This window comes from Sphingomonas sp. (assembly GCF_035714405.1).
In the GTDB taxonomy this organism is placed as follows: domain Bacteria; phylum Pseudomonadota; class Alphaproteobacteria; order Sphingomonadales; family Sphingomonadaceae; genus Sphingomonas.
In genome coordinates this window covers 580,246-595,075 of the sequence record NZ_DASTMA010000018.1, presented here as the reverse complement: position 1 = coordinate 595,075, position 14,830 = coordinate 580,246, and the positions used below count along the sequence as shown (strand labels likewise).

At 68.7% G+C, this 14,830-nt stretch carries 13 protein-coding genes; 4 read left to right on the top strand and 9 right to left on the bottom strand.

Features of this window, described 5'->3' with window-relative positions:
* Nucleotides 1-23: 23 nt before the first annotated feature.
* Both VFQ64_RS09730 and VFQ64_RS09725 read left to right on the top strand, forming a co-directional pair.
* Nucleotides 24-2,798 carry a DUF2339 domain-containing protein gene (locus tag VFQ64_RS09730; RefSeq protein WP_325103087.1) on the top strand — a complete coding sequence of 925 codons (2,775 nt, stop codon included), beginning with the start codon at nucleotides 24-26 and terminating at the stop codon, nucleotides 2,796-2,798.
* Nucleotides 2,799-2,833: 35 nt separating this feature from the next.
* Nucleotides 2,834-4,132, top strand: coding sequence for a DUF3999 family protein (locus tag VFQ64_RS09725; RefSeq protein ID WP_325103086.1), 1,299 nt, complete (start codon nucleotides 2,834-2,836; stop codon nucleotides 4,130-4,132).
* On the opposite strand, the gene VFQ64_RS09720 is transcribed toward VFQ64_RS09725, so the two are convergent.
* The 4 genes from VFQ64_RS09720 to hppD form a co-directional block, all read right to left on the bottom strand.
* Entirely contained in the window at nucleotides 4,133-4,489 is a 357-nt protein-coding gene (locus VFQ64_RS09720) for a Rieske (2Fe-2S) protein (protein WP_325103085.1), read from the bottom strand.
* Nucleotides 4,486-5,118 carry a maleylacetoacetate isomerase gene (maiA, locus tag VFQ64_RS09715; RefSeq protein ID WP_325103084.1) on the bottom strand — a complete coding sequence of 211 codons (633 nt, stop codon included), beginning with the start codon at nucleotides 5,116-5,118 and terminating at the stop codon, nucleotides 4,486-4,488. The genes VFQ64_RS09720 and maiA overlap by 4 nt, the downstream gene beginning before the upstream one ends.
* Nucleotides 5,115-6,404, bottom strand: a complete 1,290-nt coding sequence (hmgA, locus tag VFQ64_RS09710; protein ID WP_325103083.1) for a homogentisate 1,2-dioxygenase — start codon at nucleotides 6,402-6,404, stop codon at nucleotides 5,115-5,117. Before hmgA ends, maiA begins: the two co-directional genes overlap by 4 nt.
* A 99-nt stretch (nucleotides 6,405-6,503) precedes the next feature.
* On the bottom strand, nucleotides 6,504-7,556 hold the full coding sequence (hppD, locus tag VFQ64_RS09705; protein WP_325103436.1) for a 4-hydroxyphenylpyruvate dioxygenase: 1,053 nt from the start codon (nucleotides 7,554-7,556) through the stop codon (nucleotides 6,504-6,506).
* A gap of 70 nt (nucleotides 7,557-7,626) precedes the next feature.
* On the opposite strand from hppD, the gene VFQ64_RS09700 reads away from it, so the two are divergent.
* Both VFQ64_RS09700 and VFQ64_RS09695 read left to right on the top strand, forming a co-directional pair.
* Nucleotides 7,627-8,064: a MarR family winged helix-turn-helix transcriptional regulator gene (locus tag VFQ64_RS09700; protein WP_325103082.1), complete on the top strand. Its 438-nt coding sequence runs from the start codon at nucleotides 7,627-7,629 to the stop codon at nucleotides 8,062-8,064.
* 95 nt (nucleotides 8,065-8,159) lie between these two features.
* Complete coding sequence (locus VFQ64_RS09695) at nucleotides 8,160-8,753, top strand: TetR/AcrR family transcriptional regulator (RefSeq protein WP_325103081.1); 594 nt, start codon at nucleotides 8,160-8,162, stop codon at nucleotides 8,751-8,753.
* On the opposite strand, the gene VFQ64_RS09690 is transcribed toward VFQ64_RS09695, so the two are convergent.
* The 5 genes from VFQ64_RS09690 to VFQ64_RS09670 form a co-directional block, all read right to left on the bottom strand.
* Complete coding sequence (locus VFQ64_RS09690; RefSeq protein WP_325103080.1) at nucleotides 8,731-10,287, bottom strand: HAMP domain-containing sensor histidine kinase; 1,557 nt, start codon at nucleotides 10,285-10,287, stop codon at nucleotides 8,731-8,733. The two genes, VFQ64_RS09695 and VFQ64_RS09690, sit on opposite strands and share 23 nt — an antisense overlap.
* Entirely contained in the window at nucleotides 10,284-11,021 is a 738-nt protein-coding gene (locus VFQ64_RS09685) for a response regulator transcription factor (RefSeq protein ID WP_325103079.1), read from the bottom strand. Before VFQ64_RS09685 ends, VFQ64_RS09690 begins: the two co-directional genes overlap by 4 nt.
* 196 nt (nucleotides 11,022-11,217) lie before the next feature.
* On the bottom strand, nucleotides 11,218-11,568 hold the full coding sequence (speD, locus tag VFQ64_RS09680; RefSeq protein WP_325103078.1) for an adenosylmethionine decarboxylase: 351 nt from the start codon (nucleotides 11,566-11,568) through the stop codon (nucleotides 11,218-11,220).
* Between the two features lie 9 nt (nucleotides 11,569-11,577).
* Nucleotides 11,578-13,185, bottom strand: coding sequence for a flavin monoamine oxidase family protein (locus VFQ64_RS09675; protein ID WP_325103077.1), 1,608 nt, complete (start codon nucleotides 13,183-13,185; stop codon nucleotides 11,578-11,580).
* Between the two features lie 124 nt (nucleotides 13,186-13,309).
* Nucleotides 13,310-14,827, bottom strand: coding sequence for a polyamine aminopropyltransferase (locus tag VFQ64_RS09670; protein WP_325103076.1), 1,518 nt, complete (start codon nucleotides 14,825-14,827; stop codon nucleotides 13,310-13,312).
* Nucleotides 14,828-14,830: the final 3 nt, after the last annotated feature.

Here is a 14,830-nt window from a genome sequence, read left to right as displayed (position 1 = left end):
GATAGGTTCGGGGGCGGGACGACATGGTGATCTGGGCCGCCTTGGTGGGCGCTTTCATCGGTTGGCTCTGGTCGGACTTCGAGGACTACGGCGTTCTGCTCGGCGGCATCTGCGGCGCGCTCGCCGGCCTCGGTCTGCGCACGGCGGTGCGTGCCGAGGTCAGCCGTACCATCGAGGCATGGCACGCCGGGGTGCCCAGCATCTCGCCGCGGCCGCTCGCCGAGGCCCCTGAATTCCTTCCCCCAAGCGATCCACCGGTCGTCCCACGGCCTGCCGTCGCCAGGATCATAAGGCAGGCCGCGCCGGCGATGCCGCCAGCGCCTGAGGCCGGCGACGTCGCGCCAGCATCATCCGAACCCAGTCCCATCCAGCGTCTCGTCAGTGCGGCGAAGGATTGGCTGATGGGCGGCAACACCGTCGTGCGGCTGGGTCTGGCAATCCTATTCGTGGGCCTGACGTTCCTCATCCGCTATGCCGCGGCGGCCGGCCTCTTCCCGATCGAACTCAGGCTGGCAGCGGTCGCGCTCACGGGTGTCGCGCTGCTCGCCTTCGGTTTTCGTTCCCGGATCGCGCGCCCGATGTTCGGCTTGTCGTTGCAGGGCGCTGGCGTGGCGGTGGTGTACCTGACCCTGTTCGCCGCAGTGAAGCTGGTATCGGACTTCCCGGTGCTGGCCGCATTCGCGATGATGATCCTCGTCTGCGCGCTCGGCTGCGCGCTCGCGCTGAGCCAGTCGAGCCAGGCACTGGCGCTCACCGCCTTTGCGGGAGGATACGCCACGCCGATGTTGCTGAGCGATGGCGCCGGGCAGGTCGCGGGCTTGTTCGCCTATTACTCGATCCTCAACCTGGCGGTGCTCTACATCGCCTCGCGGCGAGCCTGGCGGCTGCTCAACCTGCTCGGCTTCTTCGCGACGTTCGGGGTCGCCACGCTCTGGATGGCGGGTGGTTACCGGCCCACCGACTTCTGGGTGACGCAGGCGTTCGTCGCGGCCTCCGTGCTGATTTACCTCGCGGCAGCGGTGCTGTTCGCGCGACGTACGCCCGGGCGCATCGGCGCGGTGGTGGACACGACGTTACTGTTCGGCCCAGCCCTGGCCGGTTTCGGGCTGGAAGTCGCGCTGGTCGGCGACAGGCCGTTCGGCGCCGCATTCGCGGCCGTGGCGTTCGCCGCGCTTTACTTGGCCGTGGCCATAGTGGTGACGCGGCGCGACGCAGAACGGTTCCGCGTCCTGCACGACGCCATGCTGGCGATCGGCGTCGGCTTCGTGACGCTGGCCGTGCCGCTGGCACTCGGCGCGCGATGGACATCCGCGGCTTGGGCGCTCGAAGGCGCGGGTGCGTTCTGGGTCGGCATGCGGCAGGCACGCTGGGCTCCGCGCTTGTTCGGTTTGCTGCTGATTGGCGTCGCGGCCTTGATCTTCCTCTCCGAAACGCAGGGGAACGTCGCGATGCTGCCGATTGCCAACGCGACGTTCGTGGGCGCGATGTTGATCGCGGGTGCCATGCTGGCGACGGCATGGTGGCTGCGCGAGCCAACTCCCCAAACCGGTTCGTGGCTGGCACGACGCTACATCAGCATCGAGCGCGCGCTCGGCGCCCCGCTGTTCCTCGCCGGCTTCGGGTTCTGGTGGCTGGCGTGGATCATGGAGGCGCAGCGTAGGCTACCGCCGTTCACCAACGACGACGTGGCCAAGCCGGTCTTCGATCCCGCCATGGCGCTGCTGCTGCCGATGCTCGCCTTCGTGCTCAGTGCTTGGGGTGCGCGAACGCTCGGGCGTCGCACGGACTGGGCCGTTGCCAGCTGGCCGAGCTTTACGACCCTGTCGGTGCTGGGGGCCTTCTTCGTCGGTGCCCTTGCGCAGGGCAGCCATCTCGCACTCGCGCCCGATTGGATCCTGTGGGTGGCGGCAATCGCCGTGCACCTATGGCTGTTGCGGGCCAATGATCGTGACTTCGACAGCCCTGGCGTCAGGGTGCTGCTGACCGGTATCCACGTCGGAGGTGTCTGGCTGGCGACCGCGATGCTGGCGGATTGCCTGTGGCTGGCGGTGGACCGCGCGCGGCTGTGGAATACGTCATGGGCAGGAGTCGTGTTCTCGGCGAGCGTCACGGCCGTGCTGATCGCGCTGACACTCTGGGCAGGCCCGGCGCTGCGGCGGGGAGGCCGGCACTGGCCGCTCGATCGGCACGCCGTCGCCTATGGCTGGATCGCCGCGGCGCCGGTCGCGGCGCTCGGCTTTGTGGGAGCGCTGCTTACGGCGCTGATCGCCTCGGGAGAGACCGCGCCGTTGCCGTATCTGCCGCTCCTCAATCCGGTCGATCTTTGCGTGGCGCTCGCGATCGCGGCGCTGCTGATCTGGCGACGCGCGGTGCTCGCTGCCGATCCTTTGCCGGTTGGCGCGGCGGCCCTGCGCGGGCCTACGGTCGGAGCAGCCATGGGGTTGCTGATGTTCGTTGCCGTTACCACCGTGTGGCTCCGCGTTGCGCATCGGTGGCTCGGCGTACCCTGGACCGCGGACGCCTTGCTCGCCGATTTTGCCGTACAGACCGGTCTCGCCATCCTATGGACGCTGATCGCGCTGGTGCTGATGGTCTGGGCGCACCGCAAGGGACAGCGGCTGCCATGGCTGGTCGGCGCGGGACTTCTCGGCTTGACGGTGGTCAAGCTTCTGCTTGTGGACATGACAAACTCGGGCGGCGGCGCGCGCATTGTCGCCTTTATAGGAGTGGGGGCGCTGATGCTGGTCGTGGGCTATCTGGCCCCGTTGCCCCCGCGGCGGGCGGCGAAGGAGGGATGATGAGAACCAGGGTCTACGCCGTCGGTCTGAGCGCGATGCTGCTCGCGTCGGCCGACCCGGCGGCGTCGGATAGGGAGCCGAGCGGCTATGCGATCCGGTTCCGCGTCGTGCCGGCGCCGGGCGCTGGCGTCCAACGGCTTGAGCTTCCGGCCGCCGTCCTCGCCGCGCTGCGTAATCGGGACGGCACGGACATCCGCGTGTTCGACGCGCGGAACCGGCTCGTACCCATCGCCCGACATTCGCCCGTCGCGCGGGAAAGCCAGCATCAACTGTCGGCGTTGCCGCTCCTCGGCTCTCCCCAAACGCGCATGGGCGCACGCGTGTCAGTGCGACTGGACGAGCGCGGACAAGCGCGCATAGCCGAGGTCGAGAGCGGGCCAGCCACACCTGGTGGTACGACGATGCTCGGTGTGCTTCTCGATGCACGCGCGGTCGTCGGCCCTGCGGAGCAACTGGACCTCGACGCTGAACTCCCGATCGGCCAGCCCGTACACCTCACCATCGAGGCGAGCCGCGACCTCGACAGCTGGCGACCACTCGGCGAGCGGGTGTTGTACCGGAGTTCCGCAGCCCGCCTTGCCGACGCGCGGATCGGCCTGGGTTCAGCCGGGCTCGATGGCGACTACCTGCGCGTCACCTGGCGAGCGACGTCGCCGCTGATCGCACCGGTCACCATCAAGGGCGCGATCCTCGTCTCCGGCGCGAGCCATGGCGCGGTCACCGTGCCCGCCCGCGCACCGACACTGAAGGAGGGTCACACGCTCGACTTCCTTGCTCCCGCCGCCCCGCTAGCCTCGCTGAAGGTGATACCGGCGAGTGGCGATGGACCCACACCCGTTCGGATCCTTGGCCGAGACCAGGCTGAGCAGCCCTGGATTGTCTTGGCCAAGGGCATCGCCGCGGCAGACCGCACGCCTTTTGCGACCGGCGCGACTACCCGACGCATCATCCGGATCGAAGCCGATGATCGCGGCTCCGGCTTCTCGGCGCCACCCGCTCTGGAAATCGGCTTCGCGCCTCAGGCGATCGCGTTTGCGGCATCCGGCATCGGTCCGTTCACGATGGCGGCAGGCCGCGCCGGTGCAAGAGACGTGTTCACCGACCTAGGAACCTTGGGAGTAACCGCCGCAGCGGCGTCGGCGAGGGTGGAAGGCGGCGGCCTTACCACGGCACTGGTGCTCAGCGCGGCTGACGAGAACGGACCCGCGCGGCTGCGGACGGTGCTCTGGACCGTGCTGGGCGGAGCCGTGATCCTGCTTGGCGCGCTGGCGTGGAAAGCGTCGCGCGGAGGGCCCGAGGTCAAACGGCAGCCCGGTACGCCGGGGTCCGCTTGATCAAAGCGTGACGATCTCCGAGCCCTGTACACCGACCGGCCACGCGCTCAGCCGCTGCCCCACGCTCGGGCCGCCGACACACAGGCCGTCCTCGATCCGGAACAGTGCGCCGTGCCAGGAACAGGCGATGAAGTCGCCATCGGGGGTCAGATAGTCGTCGAGCACCCGGGCCAGCGGCACGCCGGCATGTGGGCAGCGATCGACATAGCCGTGCACCGCATCGCCACGGCGGACGACGAAGCCATGAAAGCGGCCGGCGCGCAGCTGGAGCACGAAGTTGCGCGCCGCGCCATCGGCGACCGCGTCCAGACGGCCCAGGGTCACGCCCGCGGGCGTCGCATACACCCGCTCGGTCACCGGTCGGCGTCGGGCTGACGATCCGGGTGGGCGGCGGCGATGGCGGGGTGGGCACGGGCGTGCTCGGCCGCGGCCGTCAGGCGAGAGTAGGGCGACAGATCCACCTCGAACCGTTCGGCCGAATAGACCTGCGGCACCAGATGGCAGTCCGCGAAGGTCGGCGTGTCGCCGAACGCAAAGCCGCGACCATGGCGCGCGATCTGTACCTCCAGCGCCGCGAAGCCGTCCCCGATCCACCGCCCGGCCCAGCGGTTGTCGGCGCCTTCCACGCTGTCGAGCGCCCGCACCGCCTTGAGCACCCGCAGGTTGTTGAGCGGGTGGATGTCGCACGCGATCGTCGCGGCCATTGCACGGACCACGGCGCGGTCGTTCGCGCCGCGCGGTAGCAGCGGCGGGTCAGGGTAACGTTCCTCCAACCACTCGAGGATCGCCGGACTCTGCGTCAACACACCGTCGGCAGTCTCCAGCGCGGGCACCATGCCTTGCGGATTGAGCGCGCGGAACCGCTCCCCGCGCTGATCGCCCGCACGCAGATCGACGGCGACCTGCTCATAGGCGAGCCCCTTCAGGTTCAGTGCGATGCGGGTGCGATAGCTGGTCCCCGATCGCCAGTAACCATGCAGGATCATGGCAGCCGCGCCTTCGCGAAACCGCTCCACACATCGTCATAGTCAAGCTGCATGGTCGGGCTCTCGACTGCCCAGCGGGTCGGGCGAACGGGCAGCCGAGTCTCGAACATGAACGCCATCGTGTCTTCGATCCGGTGGGGGTGCAACTCAGCCGCCACCGCCTTTTCGTAAGACGCCTGATCGGGACCGTGACCGTTCATCCGGTTGTGCAGCGACGCGCCACCCGGCGCGAAGCCGCCTTCCTTGGCATCGTACTGCCCTTGGATCAGCCCCATGAACTCGCTCATCACATTGCGGTGGAACCAGGGCGGGCGGAACGTGTCCTCCGCCACCATCCACCGCGGCGGGAAGATAACGAAGTCGCAATTGGCCGTGCCGGCAGTCTCAGACGGTGCGGTCAGGACGGTGAAGATCGATGGGTCGGGATGGTCGAAGCTGACGCTGTTGATCGTGTTGAAGCGTTGCAGATCGTAGCGGCAGGGCGCGAGGTTGCCGTGCCACGCGACGACGTCGAAGGGCGAATGGTCGAGCATGGTCGTCCACAGCCCGCCGCCGAACTTCTGCACGACTTCGCACGCCTCGTCGCGATCCTCGAACCAGGCGGCGGGGGTTTCGAAGTCGCGCGGGTTGGCCAGCCCGTTCGCGCCGATGGGACCGAGGTCCGGCAGCCGGAACAGCGCCCCGTAATTCTCGCAGACATACCCGCGCGATGCGCCGTCCGGCAGGGCGACGCGAAAGCGGACCCCGCGCGGGATCAACGCAACGTGGAGTGGCGGCACCTCGATGCGGCCCATCTCCGTGTCGATCAGCAGCCTGCCTTGTTCGGGCACGATCAACAACTCGCCATCGGCCGAGAAGAAGGCGCGCGTCATGTCTCGATTGGCGGCGTACAGATGGATGCCGACGCCTACCTGAGCCTCCGCGTCGCCATTGCCGCCATAGGTGACGAGGCCGTCGACCCAATCGGTCGGCTCGGTCGGCAGCGGCAGCGGGTCCCAGCGCATCCGGTTGGGCGAGGGAGGTACTTCCGTAAACGGCGCGGAGCGGAGATGGCGGGCACCGGCATAGGGCTGAAAGGCCGCGTGCTGCGCGGTCGGGCGCAGACGGTAGAGCCACGAGCGGCGGTTCTCGGCACGCGGCGCGGTGAAGGCGGTGCCGCTGAGCTGCTCGGCATAGAGGCCGAACGGCGTTCGCTGCGGCGAGTTGCGCCCCACCGGCAGCGCGCCGGGAACGGCTTCGGTAGCGTGATGATTGGCAAAGCCGGTGAGGTAGGCTGGTCGAGCCATCGAAAGTCCTTCCGTCATCCGGCTTTGAGCCGGAATCCCGCTTCTTCTTGTGCGGGTCAAGGCAGCGGGACCCCGGCTCAAGGCCGGGGTGACGAGCGACTAGGCGTCGACCGTGATGACACCGCGCCTGATCTGATCGAGCTCGATGCTCTCGTACAATGCCTGGAAGTTGCCGTTGCCGAAGCCCTCGTTGCCCTTGCGTTGGATGATCTCGAAGAAGATCGGCCCCACCATCGTCTCGGTAAAAATCTGGAGGAGGAGGCCCTCGTCGCCGACATCGCCGTCGATCAGGATGCGGTTCTTGCGGAGCCGTTCCAGATCCTCGCCATGGCCAGGCACGCGCTTGTCGACGAGCTCGTAATAGGTCTCGATCGTGTCCTGCAGGCGGACGCCACGTTCGCGCAGCTTCTCCACCGTCGCGAAGATGTCGTCCGTGGTGAAGGCGAGGTGCTGGATGCCCTCGCCGTTATAGTCACGGATGAACTCCTCAATCTGACTCTTGTCGTCCTGGCTCTCGTTCAAGGGGATCCGAATCGCCTTGTCGGGGGCGATCATCGCTTGGCTGAACAGGCCGGTCGCCTTGCCCTTGATGTCGAAATACTTCTGCTCCTCGAAGCCGAAGATCTGCGCATAAAACGCCGACCAGGTGCGCATCTGCCCGCGACGCACATTGTGGGTCAAGTGATCGAGCAGGTCGAGGCCGACGCCGTTCTGCTGCTCCGCCTCGGCCGCGCCGGGCACCGCTTCCCAATCGGCGTAGAAGGCATCGCCGTGCCGGTCGACCAGGTAGAGCAGCGAGCCGCCGATCCCCTCCAAGACCGGCGCGTCCAGCGCGCCGTCCGTACCGGGCTTCGCGCCGCGCTCGATCGCTGCGTCATACGCCGCCTGCGCGTCCTGCACCCGAAACGCCATCGCGCTCGCGGACGGGCCATGCGCGGCGCGGAAGTCGGCGGCGTGGCCGCTGTCCTCACGATTGAGCAGAAGGTTAATCCGGCCCTGCTTGTAGCGCGTGATCGCCCGGCTTGGGTGAGTTGCGGCGGCGACGAAGCCCATCTGCTCGAACAGCCCCGCCAGCTTGTCCGGTTCGGGCGAGGTGAACTCGGCGAACTCAAAGCCGTTCAGCCCCATCGGGTTGACGTCCATATGCTCCATCGCACCCATTCCAATCGTATCAGTTGATACCACCTTGCGCGTGACCGGATTGCGCGTCAACTTCCCGGTCATGACCCGCCTCGTGCTCGACGACTTCGTCCCGTATCGTCTGTCGGTCACGTCCAACCTCGTCAGCGATGCCATTGCTCAAACGTACGAGGCGCTGTTCGGCCTCACCATCCCGGAATGGCGCGTCATCGCCGTGGTGGCGGAGGAGAGCGGGATGAACCAGGCGGCAGTTGGGGTCCGCACGCGCATGGACAAGGTGACAGTGAGCCGCACCGCGGTCGCGCTGGTCGGGCGCGGGCTGTTGACGCGCGGCGCCCATGACGACCGACGCTCGCACCGGCTGACGCTGACCCCCGCCGGGCAGGATCTCTACGCGCAGGTGGCGCCGAAGGCGCTGGAGCTGGAGCAGCGCATCCTGGCTCAGTTCGATCCTGCGGAGGTGCGGCAGTTCGTTTCCATGCTGCACCGGCTGGAGGTCGTCGCCCGCGGACTCACTTGAGTTGAAGCTCCGCTCCTCAAGCTTTCCGCTTGCCTCCAAAACGAACATCGTTCGATAAACAATTGAACGGCGATTATTTATGGTTACCAAGCGCCATGGGACGTCGATCCGATCACACTCGTGCCGAGCTCGAGGAGCTCATCCTGACCCACGGTCACGCACTAATGGCGGAGGTCGGGCTCGCCCGCTTCTCGGGCCGCGAGGTGGCGAAGCGGATCGGCTATTCGATCGGGACGGTGCACACCGTCTCCGGCGGCCAGGACCGAATGGTGCTGGCGATCAACGCGCGAACGCTGACGCTGTGGGCGATGGACCTGCGGGCGCGGCTGGCGCAGGCGGGCGATGACAGGATTGCGGCGCTGGTCGGCGGCTGTTTCGCCTTTGCGCGGCTGCACCCTCAGCTTTGGGCGGCGGTTCATGACCATCACCCCGAGGTCGCGATGGCTGCCACCGATACGGCGCCGCGGGGGATGCTGGCACGGATCGTCATCGAGGAGGTTGCGCGTGCGCGGGGGAGCCCGGCCGGGCCGGAGGTAAGCGCCCTGGGTTGGTCGATACTGGCGACGATCCACGGGCATTGTCACCTGGCGCTGGCCGGCGGGGCAGGGGCGTTGAAGGACGAACAGTTGGAAGCCGCTGCGCTGGCGCGGGTGCGCGAGGCAGTAGCTAGCGCGCGATTGGCAGGCTGAGCTCGAAGGTTGCGCCTTTGGCGGAGGGCAGCAGCGCGATGTCGCCGCCCGCCGGGTCGAGCAGTGAACGCACGATGGCGAGGCCGAGACCGCTGCCGCCATCGGCACGCTTGGTCGTGAAGAAGGGCTCGAATACCCGCAGCGCGTCACCCGCGGCGATGCCCGCGCCGTCATCTGCGATGCGCAGACGGACGCATCGGTGATCGACCTGGGCGGAGATCGTAGCGCGCGATGCCCCTGCTTGCCGGCTGTTGTCGAACAAGGTCGTCAGGATTCGCTCCAGCGAGGCGGTGGGCACGGCAACGGTGGGGAGGGCGGGAAGGTCCACGTTGACGGCGAATTCCTCGCCGCCCACCGAGTCCGCCACGGCGGCGATGACTGGTGCCAAGTCGGTGAAGACGTCGGCCGGCGCGGCGCTCATGTCGGCGCGGGCGAGTTCGAGCAGGCGGGTGACGAGGCGCTGGAGGCGCTCGGCATCGGCATCGGCGTTGGCGAGGAAGCGCCGCCGCTCCGTCGCGGTCATGTCGTGCTCGCCGAGCAGCTCCACCGCGCCACGGATGCCCGCCAGCGGCGTCTTGAACTCGTGGCTGACGGCGTGCGCGAAGTCGCGCAGATAGCGCGAGCGGCGGTCGATCGCGGCGGCCATGACCGCGAAGTCCCTGTACAAATCCTGGATCTCGATGGCGGCGGTTGGCGGTGGCGGCGGCACCACGCCGTGCCCGCCCGCGACGGTGCGGGTGACGGCGCTCAGCGCCTCCATCGGCCGCGCGATGGAGCGCGACAGCAAAGCGGTGAGGCCGAGCAGCGTGGTGAAGATTGCTACGATGCCGAGCGCGATCTTGCCGCGATCCTCATAGATGCCGCGGAACAGCGCACGGGCGGAGCGCGAGACCAGGATGACGCCCACGACCCTGCCGTTAACCGTGATCGGGCGGGCATGATGGACGCGGATCGCCGCGGCGCGGCTGAGCCATTCGAAGGCGTAGACCGGCCGATAGCTGCCAGCCCGGCGCAGCACGGTGGCGGGCCGGCCGCCCAGCGAGGCGCGGACTTCAGGCAGGCCGGCATAGTTTCCGCCCATCCATGGCCCCCCAGCTATCCGTCCAGTTGCGTCGAGTAAGAAGGGGGAGGCGAGGGTGACCTGGCGGGTGCGGGCCAGCACCGGGCCGAGCCGCCGCGCGACGCGCTCCGCCGCGGGCACCGGCGCGCCGGCGAATCGCGGGTCAGGGCGTTCGTCTATGATCGGCGTGGTGCTGAGGTCGATCTGTGGCCACTCGGGGCGAAGGTCGGTGGGAGAGAGCAGTGCGTCGGGCGCCGCGCCGGGCCAGATCAGGCTCGCAGTGGCGGCGAGGACCGTCGCCTGGGCCACGAGCTCCGCCTCGGTCTGGCGCACCAGCGTGTTCTCGTAGACCCGCAGGAACACCGCGCCGACGCCCGGCAGCGCGGCGACGAAGAACAAGGTCGCAAACAGGATCGAGCGCAGCCGCAGGCGCGGCCAGCGCGCCTTGAGCCACTGTTTGGCGGGTTCGATCACCCCGTGCAGGCGCCGAGCCGATACCCAATTCCGGCGCGCGTCTCGATCAGGTCGGTCGCGCCCAGTGCCGCAAATTTGCCGCGCAGGTTGCGGATGTGGCTGTCGATCGTGCGGTCGGTGATCGCAAAGCCGGGGCCGTGCAGCCGGTCGATGATGGCGTCGCGGCTGAACACCTTGGCGGGCATGGCGGCGAGCGTCCGCAGGATCGAGAACTCAGTCAGCGTCAGCACGACGGGCTCTCCCCCCCATTCCGCGCGCCAGCCGTCCAGATCGAGCAGCAGCCTGCCGTGACGGATCGCCGGAGCGGAGACGGCGGGCGCTCGCCCGCCGGTGCGGCGGAGCACCGCCTGGACGCGCGCCACGACCTCGCGTGGGGAGAAAGGTTTGACGACGTAATCGTCGGCGCCGAGCTCGATACCGACCACGCGGTCGATCTCGTCGTCGCGGCTTGACAGAAACAGGATAGGCAAGTCGCCAGATGCACGGATGCGGCGGCACACCTCAAGCCCGTCCATGCGCGGCATATTGATGTCGAGCACGACGAGGTCCGGCTCGTGTTCCTCGACAGCGGCGAGCGCGGCCTCGCCGTCCGCCGCCTCGACAGTGTCGAGCCCGGCCTTGCCGAGCGCGAAGACCAGCAGCTGGCGAATATGGGGGTCGTCGTCAACGACGAGCACGGTGCGGGGCATCGGGCAGACGATGCGCGGATGCGCGGGGAGGTCAAGGGCGAGCATGGGCGCGCTCTATTCCCGGTGGGTGCAGCCGCTGTCACCGGAGCCATGGAGATCGCGTGCAGACGAAAGGTCACACTAAGTTCACACCTGCGGCGTCGATCCGGGGAGGCTCAACCCGAGCGGCGCGGACGGGTGGGTAATGGCGGCGATCGATCACCTGCGAGAGGTTGCACGTCCGGCATCCTGTAGGACAGAGCTAATCCGGCAGGCCATAGCCTCGCGCCACGCGCCGCTCGTCGCAGCGGCCGGCTTCCAGCCGGGTAGACAGCGCCGCCAGCGCCGCATCGAGGTCGTGGCTCTGGCCGCACAGGAAGATGTCGACCGCCGCATAGCCATGCTCTGGCCAGGTGTGGATCGAGATGTGCGACTCCGCCAGCAACGCGACGCCGGTCACGCCCTGCCCGGGTCCGAAATGATGGAGGCGCACGTCGAGGAGCGTCGCACTGGCGGCCGCGACCGCCTCCCGCAGCGCCAGCTCGACGCGTGCGGCGTCGTCCAGGCCCGAACAGCCGGAGAGATCGGCGAGGAGGTGGGTGCCCGTATACACTGACGGACCCTAGACCAGTGTGGAGCGATGGGGAACGCCGAGCATGGCCATCGCGTCCTCCGCCGCGTGGGTGCCGCGGTAATGCGCTTCTTCGAAGATGCTGAGCCCGCTGAGATCGGAATGCGCGAAGAACAGCGGCGGCTGTGGCCGGGCGGCATCCTCGCGCGCGCCGCCGAAGAAGTAGCCCGGCGTCGGTCGGATCATTGCGTGCGCCCAGCGCCAGATGTCGATGGAGCGGATCGCGCCGGCCAGGTCTGGATTGGTCTGGAGCAGGTCGTCGCGGACGATCCGCTGCCAGTGCTCCACGGGCCGCGACAGCAGCTCGCGCCGGGCGGCGGCGGGATCCTGATCCGATAACGGCATGTACCAGGTCAGCACCGTCGGGCCGGGCGTCGCCGACAGCCCCTGATGCGTGGCGACGACATAGCCGAGCGAGGCGCTGGTCCAGCTGACATTGTCCCAGGCGAGCTGGGCGCCAGGGCCGGCGGGCGGGCGGTCGACCGTAATGTTGGCGACGAGCCAGGGGGCGTAGCCGAAGCCTTGCGGGGCGCCTTGGCCCAGCAGACGTGTGGTGATGAAGTGCGGCGTGGCGAGGATCGCCGCGTCCGCCTGGGTGCGCACGGCGGTGCCATCGCTGCGGAGGCTGTCGACGACGACGCCCGCGCCATCCCGCGCGACCCGGAAGGCAAGGCGGTCGGGGATGATGTGCGCGCGCAGGCGCTGCGCCATGCGGCCGGTGAGGTGGGCGTTGCCCTCCGGCCAGGTCAGCACCGCCTCGCCATCGACATTGGCGGCCGCGCCGCGCCGGGCGGCGTAATAGTGGATGCCGGCCCAGGCGGAGGTGTGGCGCGGCTCCGTCCCGTAATCGTCACGGCAGCCGTAGCGGACATGCGCGTGCAGCACCGGCGAGCGCCAGCCCTGCGCGTGCAGCCAGTCCGTGAAGCTCAGCCGGTCGAGTGCGACTAGATCGGCGTCGCGGCTGCTGCCCGCCATTGGGATCGAGAAGGCGGGGCGGCCGTCCTCGCCGATGCGGGCGCGATAGGCCGTCATCGCGGCGAAGAAGGCGGTGAGATCGCGGTGGTCCTGATCGGTCAGGCCGATGCCGGGGACCAGCCCCTCCTGCCAGCGGCCGAGATGGAGCAGGCGCTCCTCGGGGTCGGCGACGACCTGATAGGGGTCGAACGCTGGCTTGTCGCCGTCCCAGCCGGTGACGATGCCGAGGCGCTCGAGCAGGCGGAGCACGCCCTTCGCTTCGGGGTTGGGGACGGGAAGATAGTGCGCTCCGAGCGGGAAGGCGGAGACGCCGTTGCGCCCCGATCGCGCATTGCCACCGGTGCGGTACTCCAGCTCGAGCAGCCGGAAGTCGACACCGGCATCGGCCAGTGCCCAGGCCGCCGACAGCCCGGCGACGCCGCCGCCGACGATCGCGACGCGGGTGCGCTCCGTTGAAGTCGGCTGCGGGAACTTGCCCGTGCGCAGCTTGTGCCCGCGCGCGGCATCGGCACCGCCGAGGGTGCCGGGTGGGAGGTCGTCGCGCCCCAGTGCAAAGGCACCCGCTCCAGCCACCGCGGCGGCGGATGCTCCACCCGCGATCAGGGTGCGACGGGAGAGGGTCATGTTCGCCCAACACCATCGGCCGTCAGGGGAGTAAATCCCGTGACGTCGGGCCGGGGCATACGCCGGGGCCGGCCGGCCTTGTCTGTCTCGTGCGCAGCTGCACAGCGCTCGTGCGGGCTGCGGCTCACCCCTCCACCTTCGCCCACTCGGCCTCGAAGGTTCGTACCAGCGCCTGGTTGTCGAGCCGATTCACGGGTGTCGGCCGCCGCGCCATGTCCGGCGGAAAGTGAAACGCGAAGCGATCCGTCTCTGGCGTCAGGAAGCGCAGCCCGGCCGGCAGCTGGGCAGGGGCGGGCAGGTCGCCGTGCGAGGCGAGGACGAAGCCCCATTCGCCGAAGCTCGGTACCAGCGCGTGATACCCGCGCGCGCGCAGGCCCGCGGCCTCGAGGGTGGAGGATACCGTCCAGTAAGCGTTGGGCGCCGCGAGTGGAGACGTGCTCTGGATGCTGGCGATCGCGGCGGGCGCGAGCGCGCGGGCGAGCTCGCGGTAGAAGGTAACGGTGTAGAGCTTGCCGATCGAGAAGCTGCTCGGATCAGGGAAGTCGATCACGACGGCATCGAACTGGCGGCGATTGCTCCGCATCCAACCGAACGCGTCGGCGTTGACGACGCGGACCTTGGGCGAGCTCAACGCCTCGCCGTTGAGCTGGCTGAGCAGGCCCGAGCGGGTGAACAGCGCCGTCATCGCCGGGTCGAGATCGACCAGCGTCACCGAGCGAACCTGCGGATATTTGAGGATCTCGCGGACTGCCAGACCGTCGCCGCCGCCGAGCACCAGCACGTCGCGCAAGCTCGCCACGCGGCTCAGCGCCGGGTGTACCAGCGCCTCGTGATAACGGTATTCGTCGCGGCTGGAGAATTGCAGATTGCCGTTGAGGTAGAGGCGCAGGTCGTCGGCGCGCTTAGTCAGGACGATGCGCTGGTAGGGCGTGGACTCGGCGTAGAGAATGGTGTCGCCATAGGCGGCAACCTCGGCCGCGCGCTCGACGCGTTCGGCGCCGAAGAAGCCCACCACCAGTGCCGCGGCGACGATCAGCGCCGCGGTCATCTCGCCGCGCAGCCGGCTGTTCGGCAGCATCGCGATCAGCGCGATCGCGACCGCGACGTTGAAGAAGCCGAACAGGAAGCCGGTGCGGATCAGTCCCAGATGCGGCACAAGCAGCAGCGGGAACAACAAAGACGCCGCGAGCGCGCCGATATAGTCGAAGGTCAGCACCTTCGCGACCAGGTCGCCGAACTCAAGCCGGTCCTTGAGGATGCGCATCAGCAGCGGGATCTCGAGCCCGACCAGCGCGCCGATCACGAGGACGAGGCCGTAGAGCGGCAGGCGGAAATCGTCGACGCGGTCGAACAGCAGGAACAAGAGCGCCGCCGAGCCGCCGCCGATCGCCGCGATCAGCACCTCGACCCGGACGAAGACGCGCAGCTCGTCACGCTTGACGTAGCGCGAGCACCACGAACCGACGCCCATCGCGAACAGATAGGTGCCGATCACGGTCGAGAACTGCGTCACGCTATCGCCGAGCAGGTAGGAGGCGAGCGTGCCGGCGAGCAGCTCGTACACCAGCCCGCAGGTCGCGACGACGAAGGCGGAGAGCAGCAACGCCCAGCCGGTGCGGGTGTCTCGAATCATTGCGGTCATGGC

Bases quoted from the DNA above. Each gene is read 5' to 3' on its own strand.
- VFQ64_RS09670 (WP_325103076.1), bottom strand. From the start codon at position 14,827: ATGACCGCAATGATTCGAGACACCCGCACCGGCTGGGCGTTGCTGCTC.
- hppD (WP_325103436.1), bottom strand. From the start codon at position 7,556: ATGGAGCATATGGACGTCAACCCGATGGGGCTGAACGGCTTTGAGTTC.
- VFQ64_RS09675 (WP_325103077.1), bottom strand. From the start codon at position 13,185: ATGACCCTCTCCCGTCGCACCCTGATCGCGGGTGGAGCATCCGCCGCC.
- VFQ64_RS09685 (WP_325103079.1), bottom strand. From the start codon at position 11,021: ATGCTCGCCCTTGACCTCCCCGCGCATCCGCGCATCGTCTGCCCGATG.
- VFQ64_RS09695 (WP_325103081.1), top strand. From the start codon at position 8,160: ATGGGACGTCGATCCGATCACACTCGTGCCGAGCTCGAGGAGCTCATC.
- hmgA (WP_325103083.1), bottom strand. From the start codon at position 6,404: ATGGCTCGACCAGCCTACCTCACCGGCTTTGCCAATCATCACGCTACC.
- VFQ64_RS09700 (WP_325103082.1), top strand. From the start codon at position 7,627: ATGACCCGCCTCGTGCTCGACGACTTCGTCCCGTATCGTCTGTCGGTC.
- VFQ64_RS09725 (WP_325103086.1), top strand. From the start codon at position 2,834: ATGCTGCTCGCGTCGGCCGACCCGGCGGCGTCGGATAGGGAGCCGAGC.
- VFQ64_RS09730 (WP_325103087.1), top strand. From the start codon at position 24: ATGGTGATCTGGGCCGCCTTGGTGGGCGCTTTCATCGGTTGGCTCTGG.
- maiA (WP_325103084.1), bottom strand. From the start codon at position 5,118: ATGATCCTGCATGGTTACTGGCGATCGGGGACCAGCTATCGCACCCGC.